Raw genomic sequence first — 15,830 nt, forward strand, 5'->3', positions numbered from 1 at the left:
TTTTATGCCTGCAAGCTTTTTTATTCGCTTACCGGCTGGCTTATTGATTATTTTTTAATGATCTTTTCGGTTATGGTCTTGCTTCCATTACTCAGTTCCAGCACATACATACCTGCAGGTAGTTTGCCTGTAGAAAGCTGGTATTGACTGCCTGTTATTTTCACCCTGTAGATCGTTTTGCCCGAAACATCACATAATTTTAGTGTAGCTCCTTTGGCAAAACCATTTTGCAATTGAAGCATCAGTTGATTAGTTACCGGGTTGGGATACAGCACAAGATCTTTCGATGATGCGGGCGTTTGTGCGGGAACAGTATTTTCAATTCTTGCAGATGCATTGCTTACAGGCACCAGTTTCCATTGTTTGTTGTAGGCGCCATTCCAGGTCCATTGCTGTACATTGGCGCCATCGGCTGTAGCACCACTGGCCACTTCCAACACTTTACCACTGTGCACCGCCGTTATGCGAAAGTAATTGCTGTCGGTAACCGTGAATGTAAACTTTTGATTGGCGCCACCGGTAGATTGCCAGATCTGCACATTGGCGCCATCGGCGGTAGAACCACTGGCAACATCCAGGTATTTTCCGCTTTGCACGCCAACAATGTTGTATTGCCCATTGCCAAGATCATTCACGTTCCATTGTTGATTGGCGCCATTAAGCCACGTCCATTGATGTACATTGGCGCCGTTGGCTGTTGATTTATTGGCTACATCCAGCACTTTACCGCTGTTACGGTTGATGATGCGGTAAGTGCCGTTTGCGATGGCACCGCTCGTTATCGTTACGCTATCATAGGTGGCAGTGTTTACATTGGAACTGTTTGAAGAAACAGCCAGGCCAACATAATAAGTAGCGGCCATTGATACCGTAACAGGCGCCCCTACCGTAAACCATGTTCTTCCATCGGTAGATTGATAAGCTGTTATCGTATTGCCGGCTCGTTGCAGGCGGAACCAGCCAGGCGCACGGGTGTATAAATTACCTGTTTGAAAACTCATAGAACCACCTGTAGTAGTGCGGCGTCCTGACCTTGCTTCGCGAACGCCCCCGTCACCAAAAGTCATACTGAACGCGATGGCATTGTCAGCAAGCGATTCGCGGATCATGATGCCCGTTTTTTGTGCACCACCGCCAACCCAGGTATTTGCTGCAACCCGTGCAGTGATGGTTGCATCACCGGTCACCGTTTTATACACATAACTCAAACCGTCTGCGGCGCCACCGATGCCGGCGCCGGAACCACTCACTACAAAAGTTCCATTACTCACATTCGCATAACCGGCGCCTCCGGGCGTGGCAACGGTTCCAATATCCTGCCAGGCCCAGCCGGTGGGCAATGCACCGGTAGCGGCCGGAGTTGCATTTACTTCCAACGAATTACTACTGGTTCCCGCCTGATTGATGGCTGATACCACATAATAATACGCAGTGCCGTTGATTACACCGGTATCTTCGTATAAAGGGTTAGTCCCTTTGTAAGTGGCGATCGTAGTATAGGGCCCGCTGCTTGTTGTTGAACGCAGCACATTGTATCCATTTGCCGTAACAACAGGAAGCCATCTTAACCATACTTTTTTCACGCTGGCTGTCGCTTTCAGGCCTGCAGGCGCCGGTGGAGCAGGTGATGCAGGATATGGCGATGTTGCTGCATTGAGGGTATAGCAGAGCGTGCCAAATCCAAGGTTATCATCATTCTCGAATCCTTCGGGCCGGTTCACTTCGGCCATAGCTTTTACATTGGGGGCGCTCAGGCCTTTGAGTACCACGTAGTGGTTGTAGATCATTTCCCAAATGGGCCGCTGTAATCTTCCCCGGCCAAAAGCGTTTTGTTCAGAAGCCCAATAGTTCTGCACGTTATCGCAGTTGTTATAAGTGGTATAAGGAACATCTTTCCATAGATTGTATTTGGCTGTATATTCAGCGCCTGCCAACAGGCGGTTATTATCATAACCATACATATCCTGTCCCTGGTTCCAGGCTATCTGGCAAAAACTTCCCAGCATACCCAACCCTAACAGCGCATGCTCCTGGTCGCGGCCCGTTTCCTGCCACTGGCCCAAACCACCCGGATGTATAAAAGGAATTGCGTTAGCAATATTGCCGTTGCCTGCCCCGGATTTAAAATAAGTGATCGCTTCGTTGAACTTTGCGGTGTCGTCGCACAAAATACCAATGCCTAAAATGGCTGTCATGTTACAGATGTCCCAGTTAGCCCAGTAATGGGTGATACAGGCATTGTTGTGCCGCGTTAAAAAATCATGGCAATTCGGGTACAGGTAAGTGGTCATCATGCTTTTGAACTGATTGAAATCTGTTGATGACCAGTTAGGATACAGCCGCAGCACTTCTGCCGCCACTGCAAATTCATACACCGCTATTCCCATCAGGCCGGGAATGTCCTGGCCACTCGGCACCTGGTTCACCGCATAAGCCCAGGCGTTTAATATTCTTCGCGAGCAGGCTGCATAAGAAGTATCACCGGAGATATACCAACGCAATGCGTTGAGATAGGCGGCCACTGCATCGGCAGAAGCGCGTTGACGGCTGGCGCCCATGTTGGCCTGAGCCCCGGCAGTGTAGGTATTTTGTGCTTTTGGGTGAACGATCAAAGCGTTCCAGCTATCTATCCAGGGATGCGCACCGGCCGCCACCTGGGTTTTCATCCGGTCTAAATCGGTTTGTGTATGTAAGCCGCCGGGATGCACAAATGTTTGTGCTGTTGCTGTAATACTGTAAAACAGCAACAGGAAAAATAATACGTGTTTCGTCTGATTCATAGCAAGAATTTGGTTTTACTGTTATTGGTTATTTGGTATCATTGATCGTTTTTCCTGCCTTTAGTTCTTTGCACTCGTCAAACCCGGCTTTGCCGGCTGCGAATTTTTGAACGTTATATTTTTTGCGAACTCGCCTACTTTAATATTTGCCTCTTCAACACTGTTGATCAGTTTTCCGTTGATGCGCAGGTTTTCGAACGTCACATCCTTTACAAGATGATCTTTATCTAAACCATTAATGATGGAACAAGAATTATTAAAGCCGTTATAACTTATGTTCTTGAAATAAATATTTTCAACTCCCCTCCCGGGAGCCGCATTGTATTTATCAAAGAAGGCGACTTTTAATTGCAGCAATTTCCCCTCCTGAAAATTATCTACCCGTATATCTTCAAAGCGAACATTGCGAACCAGGTTCATGTCGGCTGCCTGAATGGCCATGCACCCCTCGGCAGAGGGATCGTCTTCATCGAGCTCCAGGATCTCGATGTTTTTAAACAGTAAATTCTCAATTACCTCACCTGTTTTTTCCGTATTGCCGTGAACGCCGATATTAATGGTATGCGCTACATCGGCCCAAAGAGTGGAGTTCGTAACGGAATAATTTTTGGCATCGCCATAAAATTCCCACCGGTGTGCATACACGGCGATACAATCATCAGAATTGCGCATGAACACGTCATCAACAGTGACGTCACTGCAGCTCATAAAATCGAGCCCATCGCTCCAGGGATTGGCACTGAATGATTTCAAATTGCGGATGGTAATATGGTCCGATCCCCCGGCAAAAACTGTATAGTGTTTTGGATTTACTACAATGACCCCATCTACGGTAACATCACTTGAGTGCCTGATCTCTACACCTCGCTCCGGTTGGTCAATAATGCCGCGACCGGTAATGCGCACATGCTGCACCTTATCACACATTAATTTTCCTCTCACGATGGCGCCGCCAGCAATGTAAACCGTTTTACCTGAGGAAATGTTGAACGCGTCACCAGGCAGGTCTTTCGGCAGGTGAACACCTGGCCCGAAATAAACAACATTGGGATCGTTGGGATCGGGACGAGCCGTTTCAATGGGGTTGGCAAATACGTGCAGGTTGTGTAATTTATCGCCATCAAACTCTATGGAGATTTTCCGGGGTTCAGTTAAGGTGAAAGTGAGACTATTGCCATATAAGACCGGTTTTATTTCATAAGAAGACGGACGGACCTTAACCGACTGCACGGTACCGTTATTCTTTTGAACGAACACTTCTACTGTTCCTGAAAAATCAAAGTAAACCATCGAAGCATCCTGCGGTTTATCGAGATCGACTTTTACATTGTATTCATACAAATCCTGCCATTCCCCGCCGGGTTGGCGCACTTTCACGGTGTAGTCATCGTTGTGCATGGAGTAAACAACTGCCTGCGGTACCGGATAAGTGATCAATTGTTGTGCATTTGTTTTCAAACCATAAAAACAAAGAAAAAAGACCAGGGATTGAAACTTTTGCATAAGCTCACGAATCAAATGAATAAGATTTATTGTTTTGTTGCTGCCAACTGCCCTCTAACGATACCGTTGGGATACTTTTTCGTATTGATGGTAAAGTAATAGGCTCCTGAGAGGAAGTCTGCCTGTTCGCTCGTTGTAAATCCTCGTATGCCTGCCAGGCCTAAATTGGCACTCGCTGCATTGTTTGTGCTTACAAAAGGCAGCGAACGCACTAAGGCGCCATTTGTCTCCGCAGTGGCAGGACCGTAAAAGTTTACCGAAGTAATGGTGTCTTTGCTGGCCGTTCGCCACAGATCATTCCACGTTATGGTGAAGCTCAATATGTTCGATTGCTCATCATAAAAACCTGTAAATGCTCCGGTGGAAGTGGTATCAATTGCCGGCACCAGTTGTTTGCTGCCCGCAGTTGAAGTGATCGTATACTGGTCGCCGCTGATCCTTTCCAGCTTTCCTCCTTTTGTACAGGCAATTATTGAAAAAGCGGCAATAAGAGCAAGCGCGGTTATAATGCGTTTCATAACTTGAACATTAAAATTGTTTAAAGCATGTCTTTTAATACCCGGGGTTTTGTTGTAAAGAAGGCGACTTCGTAATTTCACTTTGCGGTATGGGCCAGAAATACATGGCGTCGGTGAACTTATGTTTTCGTATAACGATCACCCGGTACGAAAAACTTCCGTTCGCAGCTCTTGTAATTTCCATTCCGTGGGTTTCTGCATTCTCCGTTTGCGGAGCGATCTTCCAGCGGCGCACATCCCAGAACCGGTGTTCCTCAAAAGCCAACTCCACGCGGCGTTCATGCCAAATGGCTTCCCGCATTTCCTCTTTGCTCATACCAGCCTTTAAACCATACAATCCGTTTGTACCTGCAGTGATCCCGGCACGGCTGCGGATCATCTTTAACCAGTCATACACTTCAGTAGTTGCACCGTAGTATTCATTCGTTGCCTCGGCTGCATTCAACAGCACTTCTGCATACCGCATCACTACCCAGGGACGATACAACTCGCCCACAGCGCCATTACACATCTTGTACCTGAAATAACCCGTTAACGTGCCTGTAGGTGTATAGATGCCGTCAAGGCTGGCGCTGGTTGCCGCTGCATTACCTGTTGGAATTACGCCTGTGTAGGTATTGACGGGCTGGTCGCCAAATGAGCCCAGGTTGCGAATGGAACCATTATAGTTAACTGTATAAGTGAGCCGGGGATCCCTGTTCTTATACATATTATTGCCAACGCCGGGATAACCGGAAGCAGGGTCTGTTATTCTTAGCCCGTTGATCATCTCAAATTCATCTACCAACTCCTGTGTTGGAAAATACTTTACGCCCTGCCAGCCATTCATGCCTCCTCTTGAAGTAGGATTGGCGCTGTTTTCAATATAAAAATTATTGGAAGTTACTGCAGGTTGCCAATACACGAGCACATGCTCCGGTTGAGGGGTGTTTTGCAAAAAGAGCGTATAAAGAGGCGTTGAAGATGCCGTATATAAGCTGTAAACGCCCAGGTTGATCACCGCTTTTGCCGCATCTGAAGCCTGCTTCCAACGTTCGGGATCTGCACCGGGAAAAGTGAGTAAATGTTCAGGATCATCTGCTCTTGGCCCGCTATTGAACAGCGGACTGGCTGCGTATAAAAGCATCCGTGCTTTTACTGCCAGTGCTGACCCCTTCGTTATTCTCAGCTGATTTGCATCGCCCGAACGGTAAGATGCCGGAAGTGTGGCAGCGGCCGCATCCAGTTCATCGGTTAAATATTTTATACAGGTTTCAAATGAGCTTCGTGGCACGTCTATTTTTTCTTTATCGCCAAAGACCTGGTCGCCAATCAGGGGTATGCCGCCATAATGTTTTAAGAGCGTGAAGAGATACCATGCCCTAAAAAACCGTACCTGCCCCGTCCAGTAGTCTCTCGTTGCATTTGATACAGGAATGCTGTCTTTATTTTTCAAAAAGATATTCGCGGCCCTAACCATCCCGAAGGTGGTCGACCACAGACCTTTATCGGCATTATTGGGGTTAATGCCGCCACTTGAGATCTTATAGGTGTAAAAGGTAGGATCGCTGAGCGGTTCCGATTCATCGCAGGCAGCGTCTAACCCTGTATTGTTGAATCTTCTGGGGTTAAAAGATATTCCCAGGTTGGAATAAAGGTTATTGATCATTCCCAGTGACCTGGTGCTATCCTGAAAGACTGCCGCTTCATCGATAGCTGATAAGGTTTTCTGATCAAGAAAATCTTTCTTGCATGCGGTGATAAAACAGGTGGCTGTAACAAGCCCGGCCAATAAGGGCCTCCAATATATTTTATGTAAGGTCATAAGTAATTTTTTGAATTAAAAGCCCAGTTGCAATCCAAGGTTGAAGTTTGCCGTATTGGGATAGGCCCCACCGGTGCCGTTTGCAATTTCAGCGTCCTGCTGAAACTTACCCATGTTCTGTATATTCACCAGGTTATATCCTGAGACATACACCCGCGCATTCTGAAGTACCCTGGTACCTTTTAACCAACTGCCGGGGATCTGGTAAGCCAGGTCCAGCGATTTTAATCGTACATACCAGGTATTGGCAAACCAGAAATCAGAGACCGTTTGCCACGATATATTGTTTACGTTCGTGTTCAACCCAATGCGTGGATAAGTGGCCGTAGCCGCAGTGGCGGGTGTCCAGCGCTCAAGGTTCCAGGGACGCAAATTGCCATTGAAAGCATCACCGGCGCCCTCCGCTGCTACCTGCACGGCATAACCATAAGCGCCTTGAAGCAGTGCTCTTAGTGTCAACCCTTTGTAGCCGATCGTAAATTCAGCACCCAGATTCATGTTGGGCAAATTAGGTTTCGACAACCAGGTTTTATCGGCATCGGTGATTACGCCGTCGCCGTTCATATCGGCATATTTCAGGTCGCCCGGTTGTATCACACTCCAAAGCGGAGCAGCAACGCCTTTGGTTACTTTTCCGCTCGCATCAAAATCATCAGGCTGGTAAAATCCAAGGCTATGATAGCCCATTGTTAAACCCAACCTGGTTCCCGTTCTGGCCTGGTAAGGATAATCGGGCGCCTCACTTATGTAAACTATCCGGTTTACAGCATAAGACGCATTTGCACTGATCGAATAATTAAAATCCCCAATCCTGTTCTTATAAGCAATCATTCCATCAAAGCCTCTGTTCTCTGATTTACCGATATTCTTTTTTGGAAGCGACTGTCCAATTAACAGGGGAACACCACCCTGGTCAATCAATTGGTCATAACGGTAGTTGTAAAAATAGCTTCCGCTTAATATAACCTTACCCTGGAACATGTTCACCTCCAGCCCAAGGTCTGCCTTCCTTTCTTTTTCCCAGGTAACATCAGGATTTACCATAGCCCCTTCCACGGTGGTATTGCCATAAAAATTTGTACCTGTTGTTGCATATTGAATAACAGAGGTTACAGTGCTTGGATAGCTGGCGTCTGAGCCAACAAGGCCATAAGAGCCCCTGATCTTGAACAGGTCAAAAAATGGGAACAGGTTCTTGAAAAACGGCTCTTCCGACAGGTTGTAGCCCCAGGAAACTGCCGGAAAGATCCCATACCGGTTCTCTTTGCGGAACAGATCATTACCATTGCGGGCAATGGTAACGCCAAAGAGGTATTTACGCTTGAAATCATAATCCAACCGCGCAGTGGTGCCCCGGTAGTTGATGGGAATATTTCCTCCGTTTATATAATTCCGTTGATTTAACAACAAAAGCCCGGTAACATGATGACGGCCAAATGTGCGATCATAATTAAGCGATGCCTGAACAATAGTGGTAGAGTTGAAGGCATTACTTTTAGATGCAACTGAATAGGGAAGCATACGGTATTGACCTGCGTCCCTTATTGAATAAGAATTCGTAACCGGGTTATATTTATAAGCAGGCAAACCACTACGGTTAAGGTTGCGGCCATCATTGTTATTGCCGGCATAAGAAATATTTACTTTAGCAGACAGGCCTGCAGTTATAAAATCCAACCGTTGGTCGGCGCCTGCAACAATGTTATAGTTGTTATTGAAATTTCTTATGTACCCGCCATTAGCCAACCTGAAAACCGGGTTAATAGCGCCGTTATTAGTTATGGCGCCGGCATGTGATGCATAGCCGTAACTGCCATCCGGATTTATTACCGGCATGGCATACGGGGCCATGTAACGAAATGCACTCAATTCATAAAAAAGCCCGGCCGCTTCTACAGTGCCGCTCGGGTTGTTGACCGTTTCAAAGCGACCATTGACGTCGAACCGGATCTTTAACGTTTTTGTAGGGGTAATATCCAAATTGGAGCGGTAATTGAAACGCCTGTAGAAATAATTGACATTGACATAATCTCCAATTGGCTTGAAATCTTTTAAAATACCATTTGCAGAATAATAACCCAGGGACGTAAAATATTTCACAAAAGAATTGCCTCCATTTATATCTACATTATACCGGGATTGTGTAGATGTTCTGTTTAATAAAACATCTGTCCAGTTAACATTCGGATGGCCATAAGGATCAGAGCCGTCTTTAAATTTTTGCAGATCGTCGGCCGTAAAAGGAAGTACAGGCGCCTGCGACTGACCGTATGCATCATTTATAGTTGCTTCATTTCGAAGCAAGGCAGTAGTATACGAATCAAGAAAGGTCGGCATCCTGATCACTTTGTTAATGCCGTTCTCAGCCGTGGCATTGATCCGCGGTTTTCCGATACGCCCCCTGATAGTGGTAATAACCAAAACACCGTTGGCGCCTTTTAATCCGTAAATAGACGTGGTAGCCGCATCTTTCAGAATGGAGACTGATTCTACTTCATTTACGTTTAACTGTGAAAGCTGGGTGTAATCGTACTCGATGTCATCCACAATGATCAGCGGTTTGTTATCTCCATTGATTGAGTTAACCCCCCTGATAAAAAAATCGGCAGCGTCGGATCCCGGCTGGCCGCTTCTTTGCTGGCTGAAAAAACCGGGTAACCGGCCTACAAGGGTATTCTGAATGTTTGCCGTAGGCACCGTCCTGATCTCTTCACCCTTTACCGAACTAACAGCCCCGGTACTTGTGATCCTTTTTTGACGCCCATACCCAATTACTATCACGTCTTCCAATCCCTTTACATCGCGCACCAGGCGAATCAGCATGGGAGTCCCTGAAATCACAGCAACCGTTTGAGGCTGATACCCAACGTTTGCGATCACCAGTTTCCTGCCACTGCCAGGCTTTATTGAGATAACAAAATTCCCCTGTTCATCAGCAACGCCTGCATACTTTTCATTGCCGAATTCTGAAACAGTAGCTCCGCTTATGGCTTCATTTTTATCATTTACTATACGGCCTCTTACTGTTATATTCTGAGACCATACAGTGGATGACAGCAGCGAAAACCACATCAATATGAATAATTTTATTTTCATTTTATGTCGTTTATTAGGTCAAAAAGATTCAATACCAGGGGTTTTGTTCGAGCCCCTGATTTACCTGCGTTTCTTTTATGGCGATAGGTAATAAATACATGGCATCTGTGAAATAAGGAGTGGTAACATTCTTCGGAGAATAGTTGAATGTTCCATTTGCATTTTTGGTGATGGTTACTCCATGAAGCGTGGTGCCGTAAACTGCTTTTGCAATTTTCCACCTGCGAATGTCCCAAAACCTTTGTTCTTCAAATGCCAGCTCAATACGACGCTCATTACGCACCACATCGCGCATCTGATCTTTCGACAATCCCAAAGGCAACGAATAGGGCAAAAGGCCGGCCCGCTGGCGAATTTTCTCAACAGCCGCATATACAGAAGCATCAGGTGCGGAATATTCATTCTTTGCCTCGGCATACATTAAAAGAATGTCGGCATACCTGATGATACTCCATGGCGGAATAAAGCCACCGTCCCGCACAAAAGTGGTTGAATAATTGGCGCTGCTGCTATCGTTTGCGCAAAACTTTTTGGCGTAATAACCCGTTTGCGTTTGCACAGGAGCCAGTGTAGCATCATTCGGTTTGTCTTTGCCTCCTTCAAAAGTTTCTATTGGTCTTTGCAGCCATTTAGCGCCATTATAAAATACCGTTTGCTCTAAACGGGGATCGCGGCCGGCGTAAGGATTCGATGGATTGTAACCGGAAGAAGGATCGGTAATTGTTTTCCCGTTTTTCATGGGAAAGGCGTCGACAAATTCCTGTGTTGGGCTTACCCGGCCTTCACTATTTCGATTTGCCGGCTTGTATCCGGGCGGAGACATGTAATAAGCATATCCATTATCGTTACGGGGATCACTCATCCTGAAAAAAATGTGTTCTTTGTTCGCCCGCTGCAATACCAGGGTGTAACGGTTAGGCTCCAGGTCATAAATACCCAGGTCCATCACCGCTTTCGCGGCATCGGCGGCCACTTTCCATCTTTCTGCACTGTAAGAAGGGTAACCCGTATAGGGTTTATCGGGGGTTGAGGAAGGATTGAACAAGGGACTTGCGGCCAGCAGTAACACCTTGGCCTTAATGGCCAATACAATACTTTTACGCATTCTTCCGAAGTCGGCATCGGTTGTTCTGCCGCTAAGGGGAACATCGGGACGAAGGCTGTCTTTAGCTATATCCAATTCCGAAACAATGTAATTGACGCACTCTTCAAAGCTGTTGCGTTTTAAATTCAATAATTCAGGATCATTGGGCTCGTACACTTTATCACCTACCAGGGGAACACCACCATACCGCCTGATGAGTTCGTAATAAAAATAAGCCCTGAGCGCACGGGCCTCGTTGGTGAGCCATATTTTACGGGATGAATCGGCCCAGGGAATCCGCTGATAATTGTTTAAATAAATGTTCGCTGCCCGTATGGCACTGTAACTATTACCCCAGTTATCATCAAATGGTGCAACAGGACTGTATCCGCCGCGAATGACATTCCAGCCCTCATTTCCGTCGCCACTGGGAACGGCATCATCAGAAAAACATTCCAATGGCACCAGGGAAGTGTTGGTCCTTGGTGAGTTATTGAAAGCCCAACTGGAACTGCCCAGCATCCGGTTATACCCGGTAGGAATTTTCCCATATATATTTCCGACCCACCAAAATGCCTGGGCGCCTGTAGGGTCATTCTCATCGAAGATATAGTCTATAGTAAACAGCTCGAGCGGTTTGTCTTCAAAAGCTTTTTTACAGGATGATAGGGTAAAAATGACGGCAGTTAAGCTAATACCGAGCCAGCCAAAATGCTTTTTCATATAACAATACGTTATCGTTAAAATTTAATGTTGATACCGAAATTCACAATCTTCATAACAGGATAAGCGCCGCCCCAGGCCTCAGGGTCCAGATCTTTTCTCACGTCATAAATTTCTGCCCAGGTAAGCAGGTTCAGTCCGTTGGCAAATAAGCGTACCGAAGGAAGGCCAATTTTGCGGGATAATTTTTCGGGGAAGGTATAGCCCAGCTCTACGTTTTTGAGGCGCACAAAATCATTGTTCTTCAACCAAAAGGAAGAGGTCTGGGTATTATTTGTGTTGCTGCCCAACCATAACCTTGGTTGTTGTGCCGTTTCTGCCGTGGCGGTGGTAAACCGGCCCAGGTTATACTCATAGGCATTGTTTTGCCCACCGTTCCCAAAGCCGTTCATGAAATCGCCGTTTAAATAACTCTGTCGGTTAAACGTACCCTGAACAAGCAGGGAAAGATCAAAACCTTTAAAACTGAAACCGGTATGGAGGCCATAATAGACTGTGGGTTTTGCATTACCAATGGGCGCCTGGTCGTCAATCGTGATCTGGCCATCGCCATTTCGATCAAGATAACGGATGTCGCCGGGCCTCAGAGAAGACCGGGGCGATGAAGGCAGCACTGCGTTGGCGGCATCGTTAATTTCATCGTACGATTTAAACAGGCCAATGGCGGTATAACCATATTGCAGTCCCACAGGCTTTCCGGTCGTTACCTGATAGTCGTAATTTTTGGGCAGTTCTGCATTATAAACGACTTTTGATTGTACCAGCGAGAAATTACCTGAAGCGAACCAGGTAAATTTCTTTATACTTTGTTGCCAGGTTACGGAAATATCTGTGCCCCAATAGTTGAACCGCTGATAGTTTTTATTCGGATAGTTTGCGCCAAATATCGCAGTCGTAAAAGTAGGTGCAGCAACCAGATCATAGAACTTATTGAAGAAATAGTCGGCAGTGATCGTCAATTTGTTGTTCCAAAGACCAAGATCAATTCCGGCATCGAACTTTTTTGCTTTTTCAGGAACAAGACCTGTATTGGCAATAGCGTTTTCTCCAGCAGCCCTGTCAAGCGAAGAGCCGGAGCCAAACCAATAGCCATTGGCGTTAAAATAGGTTTGTATATACGTAAAATACCCTGCATTTGCCTGACCGGTCAATCCGTAGTTTGCTCTTAGTTTCAGATTGCTAATGAAAGGAAGGTTGCGGCTGATGAACGCTTCCTTATGCAGGTTCCAGCCAATTCCTCCGGCCCAGTAAGTTGCCCAACGTTTTGATGGTTCAAGCCAGTTATACCCGCCATAGCTAACAGCGCCTTCCCCTATATATTTTTCATTAAAACAATAATTCAATTTACCTGAGTAAGCCGTATATATTTCCGGAAGATTAGTGGTACTGAATGTCAGTCTGCTTTGCTGGTTGACAACCGTAAGAGCGGAAATGGCATGTTTTTTAAACGTTCTGTCATAACCAAGCGATCCTTCCAGGTACACAATTCGATACCTGTCATTTGGGTTTCCCGAAGTTGTTTGCTCGGTCGTAGACCCATACTTGGTGTACCCGTTATTCAGATACTGGTAAACTTCAAAATTTTTAGCCCGTGTGGTAGTATAATAAACAGTATTGTTGTTGGAAGCTTTTGCTTTCAGGAAAAGGCCTTTTGTAAGCACATCCAGCTTTTGAGTAACCTCCACGTCAACCGCAATATCTCTTACATCCTGGAACTGGTATCCCCGCGCAACGGCCTGGCCCCATATATTCGTATTGCCCTGGTATTTATCGCTTCCCCCCAATGAACCATCAGGGTTGAAAACAGGGTAAGCAAGCGCCGGTGTATTTAATAAGGACGAAAAAATACCACCAACTCCCCCACCCGGTTGGTTGTACCGTTGAAAACGGCCGAAGATGTTCAATTGCGCAAAGGTTACCGGTGTTACATCAACCCCTACATTCGTACGCAAAGCATACCGGTCTAATTGAGCGTTTGTATTGTATTTATTGGCATCACTCGTTTGAATGATCCCTTTTTCTTTCATATTGTCCAGGTCAACAAAATACCTGAACCCTTTTCCACTACCCTGGATATTTAAATTATAACGATGCTCTCCGGCCCTGTTTCTCAAAACCTGATTGTACCAGTTCACATCAGGGTAGGTGTATGGATCTGTATGATTTTGGTAGGCATCGATCTGGGCGGGTGTATATTGGGGAATAACCGGCGTTGTTCCGGCATCGTTTTGTTTGGCCTCATTATACAGTGTTGCATATTGCCAGGCAGATAATGGTTTGGGGAGAGCTGTCGGTGTTTCAAAACCCGATTGCGCAGTAAATGAAATGCGGGGTTTACCTATATCCCCTTTTTTTGTTCTGATGGAGATTATTCCGTACGAAGAACGCTGACCGAACATTACCGTCGAAAGCGCATCTTTTAAAACGCTTATAGATTCTATCTGTTCAGGGTCAATGGACTGATATCCTCTTTCAACCCCATCGATCAAAATGATCTGCGCTCGTGCCCCACGGATATTGAAGCCCATTCCGTTACCGTCAAGGCCAGGTCCGCCACTGCTGAAAAAAATATTCAAACCAGGAATGCGGCCCGGTAAAGCCTGTAAAAATTGAGGACTTGGGGTTGTGGTTAACTGGTTGGTATAAACTGTTGCTACCGACTGCACCAACCTGCTTTTTGCCTGTTCTCCATAAAGAATTGGAACAGCCGCCGGTGGTTTTGAGATCTCAATAACAGAATCCAATCTGACACCGGCCTTTGTATGGGCAACCTGTGCCCTGGCAGAAGAAAATAGAAGCAGCATAGCAATCAGGAGAACCAGGTTAACATTACAGTACACTTGCCTCCCCAAACAAGAAGGTGGCAGAACACCTGCAGTTAGTTTTCTTTTCATAATGGCAATTTTTAACGACAAAAAGATCCCTGTCAGGGCAAAAAACCGTTTTTTACCCTAATGAGTTACTATAAAATTTTGATTGATTACTAAATCGGTTAACTGGTTTTCATAGTTGATGGTTGTGAGTGAACAATTTTCTTTATCACCTTGGGAAATGAAGAATCTCTTACAATTAGCTTAACCGGCAACATGACCATCCTTCGTTTTTTGCTTTCTCTTTCATTTGATAAAGCATTGAGCAATTGGTGTACTACTTCCTGTGCAATTTCTTCTGTTGGTTGCGCTACTGCGGTAATGGAAGGAGTAAATAAATTAAAGTGGGTATTATCATCAAAACCTACTACCGCAATATTACCAGGTATTGCCAATCCCAGATCTCTGATCGCCTGTAGTCCGCTTATGGCTAAATAATTAGTCGCAAAAATGATCGCATCAACTTTGTCATGCTGTTTAATAAATTCCCGCACCATTTCTGCGCCTGCCTGATGACTTAATTTGCAGGGAAGCTTTTGTACAACAGGCTGGAACCCGCTTTCTTCAATTGCTTTGCTATAGCCTTGCAGGCGGGCATGCATCTGGGTTTGCTCCGAGTTCAGTGTTATGAGGGCAATGTTGGAAAAACCATTTTCCTGCAGATGTTTTACGGCCTGGTATGAGCCGGAAAAGTTATCAATGATCACCGTATTGGTATTAAGTGAGGGCAGGTAGCGGTCGAAAAGGATAACCGGCACATTATCCTCCATGAGAGCGCTTATTTCATCTTCTACGCCACAAGGTGGCGCCATAATATATCCATCTACCTGCCGCTCCCTGAATACCTTTATCAGCGCTTTTGTTTTCTCGGTATCATTTTCAGTGCTTGCAAAAAATATTTTATACTTATGATCATAGGCGATGGTTTCAATTCCCCTGGAAATACCGGAGAAGAACGGGTCGGAAAGATCTTCTACCAGCATTCCTATAACCCTGGTTTTCCCTGTTCGTAAGCTTTTTGCTATCATGTTTGGCTGATAGCCTACCTTCTTTATATAATCCGATACCTTTCTCCGTACATCCTCACTGATCTTTTTTTCTTCCGCCTTGCCATTCAATACAAATGATATGGTGGTAGCAGAAAGATTAAGCTCTCTGGCAATGTCGTGTATGGAAATTCTCTTCTTCATTTTAGCAGGCAACCAGGATCCCGGGTCAAATTTGTAGTTAATCGATTTAATGATGCACATAAAACAAGGAGCCGGATGCATCGACTCTGACTGGTGCGTACAGCTCCGATTCCTATCTAATCGTTTCAAACCAGGAAAAACCGGCTTTAACAATTCGATAATGTAAAGCTACCAGTGTAAAACCAGTTTTTTGGGGAATTCAGGCGGGGGGTAAACTCCCAAAAGGGGGGGCTGAAACGCCAAATGCCAATGTGATAATTCG

At 45.8% G+C, this 15,830-nt stretch carries 8 protein-coding genes; all 8 read right to left on the minus strand.

Annotated features, from left to right (window positions below):
* Nucleotides 1-47 precede the first annotated feature (47 nt).
* The 8 genes from A3860_RS28185 to A3860_RS28220 all read right to left on the minus strand — a co-directional run bounded on the left by A3860_RS28185 (nt 48) and on the right by A3860_RS28220 (nt 15,568).
* The gene (locus tag A3860_RS28185) at nt 48-2,780 is read right to left on the minus strand and encodes an RICIN domain-containing protein (protein WP_081152918.1); all 2,733 of its coding nucleotides are present in this window, start codon (nt 2,778-2,780) and stop codon (nt 48-50) included.
* A 60-nt stretch (nt 2,781-2,840) separates the two neighbouring features.
* Nucleotides 2,841-4,283: a glycosyl hydrolase family 28 protein gene (locus tag A3860_RS28190; protein WP_081152921.1), complete on the minus strand. Its 1,443-nt coding sequence runs from the start codon at nt 4,281-4,283 to the stop codon at nt 2,841-2,843.
* 26 nt (nt 4,284-4,309) lie between these two features.
* On the minus strand, nt 4,310-4,801 hold the full coding sequence (locus A3860_RS28195; RefSeq protein WP_081152924.1) for a CHRD domain-containing protein: 492 nt from the start codon (nt 4,799-4,801) through the stop codon (nt 4,310-4,312).
* A 34-nt stretch (nt 4,802-4,835) separates the two neighbouring features.
* A complete protein-coding gene (locus A3860_RS28200) occupies nt 4,836-6,605 on the minus strand; it encodes a RagB/SusD family nutrient uptake outer membrane protein (protein WP_081152927.1) in 1,770 nt (589 codons plus the stop codon).
* A gap of 15 nt (nt 6,606-6,620) precedes the next feature.
* Nucleotides 6,621-9,701: a SusC/RagA family TonB-linked outer membrane protein gene (locus tag A3860_RS28205; RefSeq protein ID WP_081152930.1), complete on the minus strand. Its 3,081-nt coding sequence runs from the start codon at nt 9,699-9,701 to the stop codon at nt 6,621-6,623.
* A 28-nt stretch (nt 9,702-9,729) separates the two neighbouring features.
* Nucleotides 9,730-11,508: a RagB/SusD family nutrient uptake outer membrane protein gene (locus A3860_RS28210; protein WP_081152933.1), complete on the minus strand. Its 1,779-nt coding sequence runs from the start codon at nt 11,506-11,508 to the stop codon at nt 9,730-9,732.
* A gap of 17 nt (nt 11,509-11,525) precedes the next feature.
* Entirely contained in the window at nt 11,526-14,402 is a 2,877-nt protein-coding gene (locus tag A3860_RS28215) for a SusC/RagA family TonB-linked outer membrane protein (RefSeq protein WP_081152936.1), read from the minus strand.
* A 98-nt stretch (nt 14,403-14,500) separates the two neighbouring features.
* Nucleotides 14,501-15,568: a LacI family DNA-binding transcriptional regulator gene (locus A3860_RS28220; RefSeq protein ID WP_158085388.1), complete on the minus strand. Its 1,068-nt coding sequence runs from the start codon at nt 15,566-15,568 to the stop codon at nt 14,501-14,503.
* Nucleotides 15,569-15,830: the final 262 nt, after the last annotated feature.

The sequence above is a fragment of the Niastella vici genome (assembly GCF_002077945.1).
In the GTDB taxonomy this organism is placed as follows: Bacteria; Bacteroidota; Bacteroidia; order Chitinophagales; family Chitinophagaceae; genus Niastella; species Niastella vici.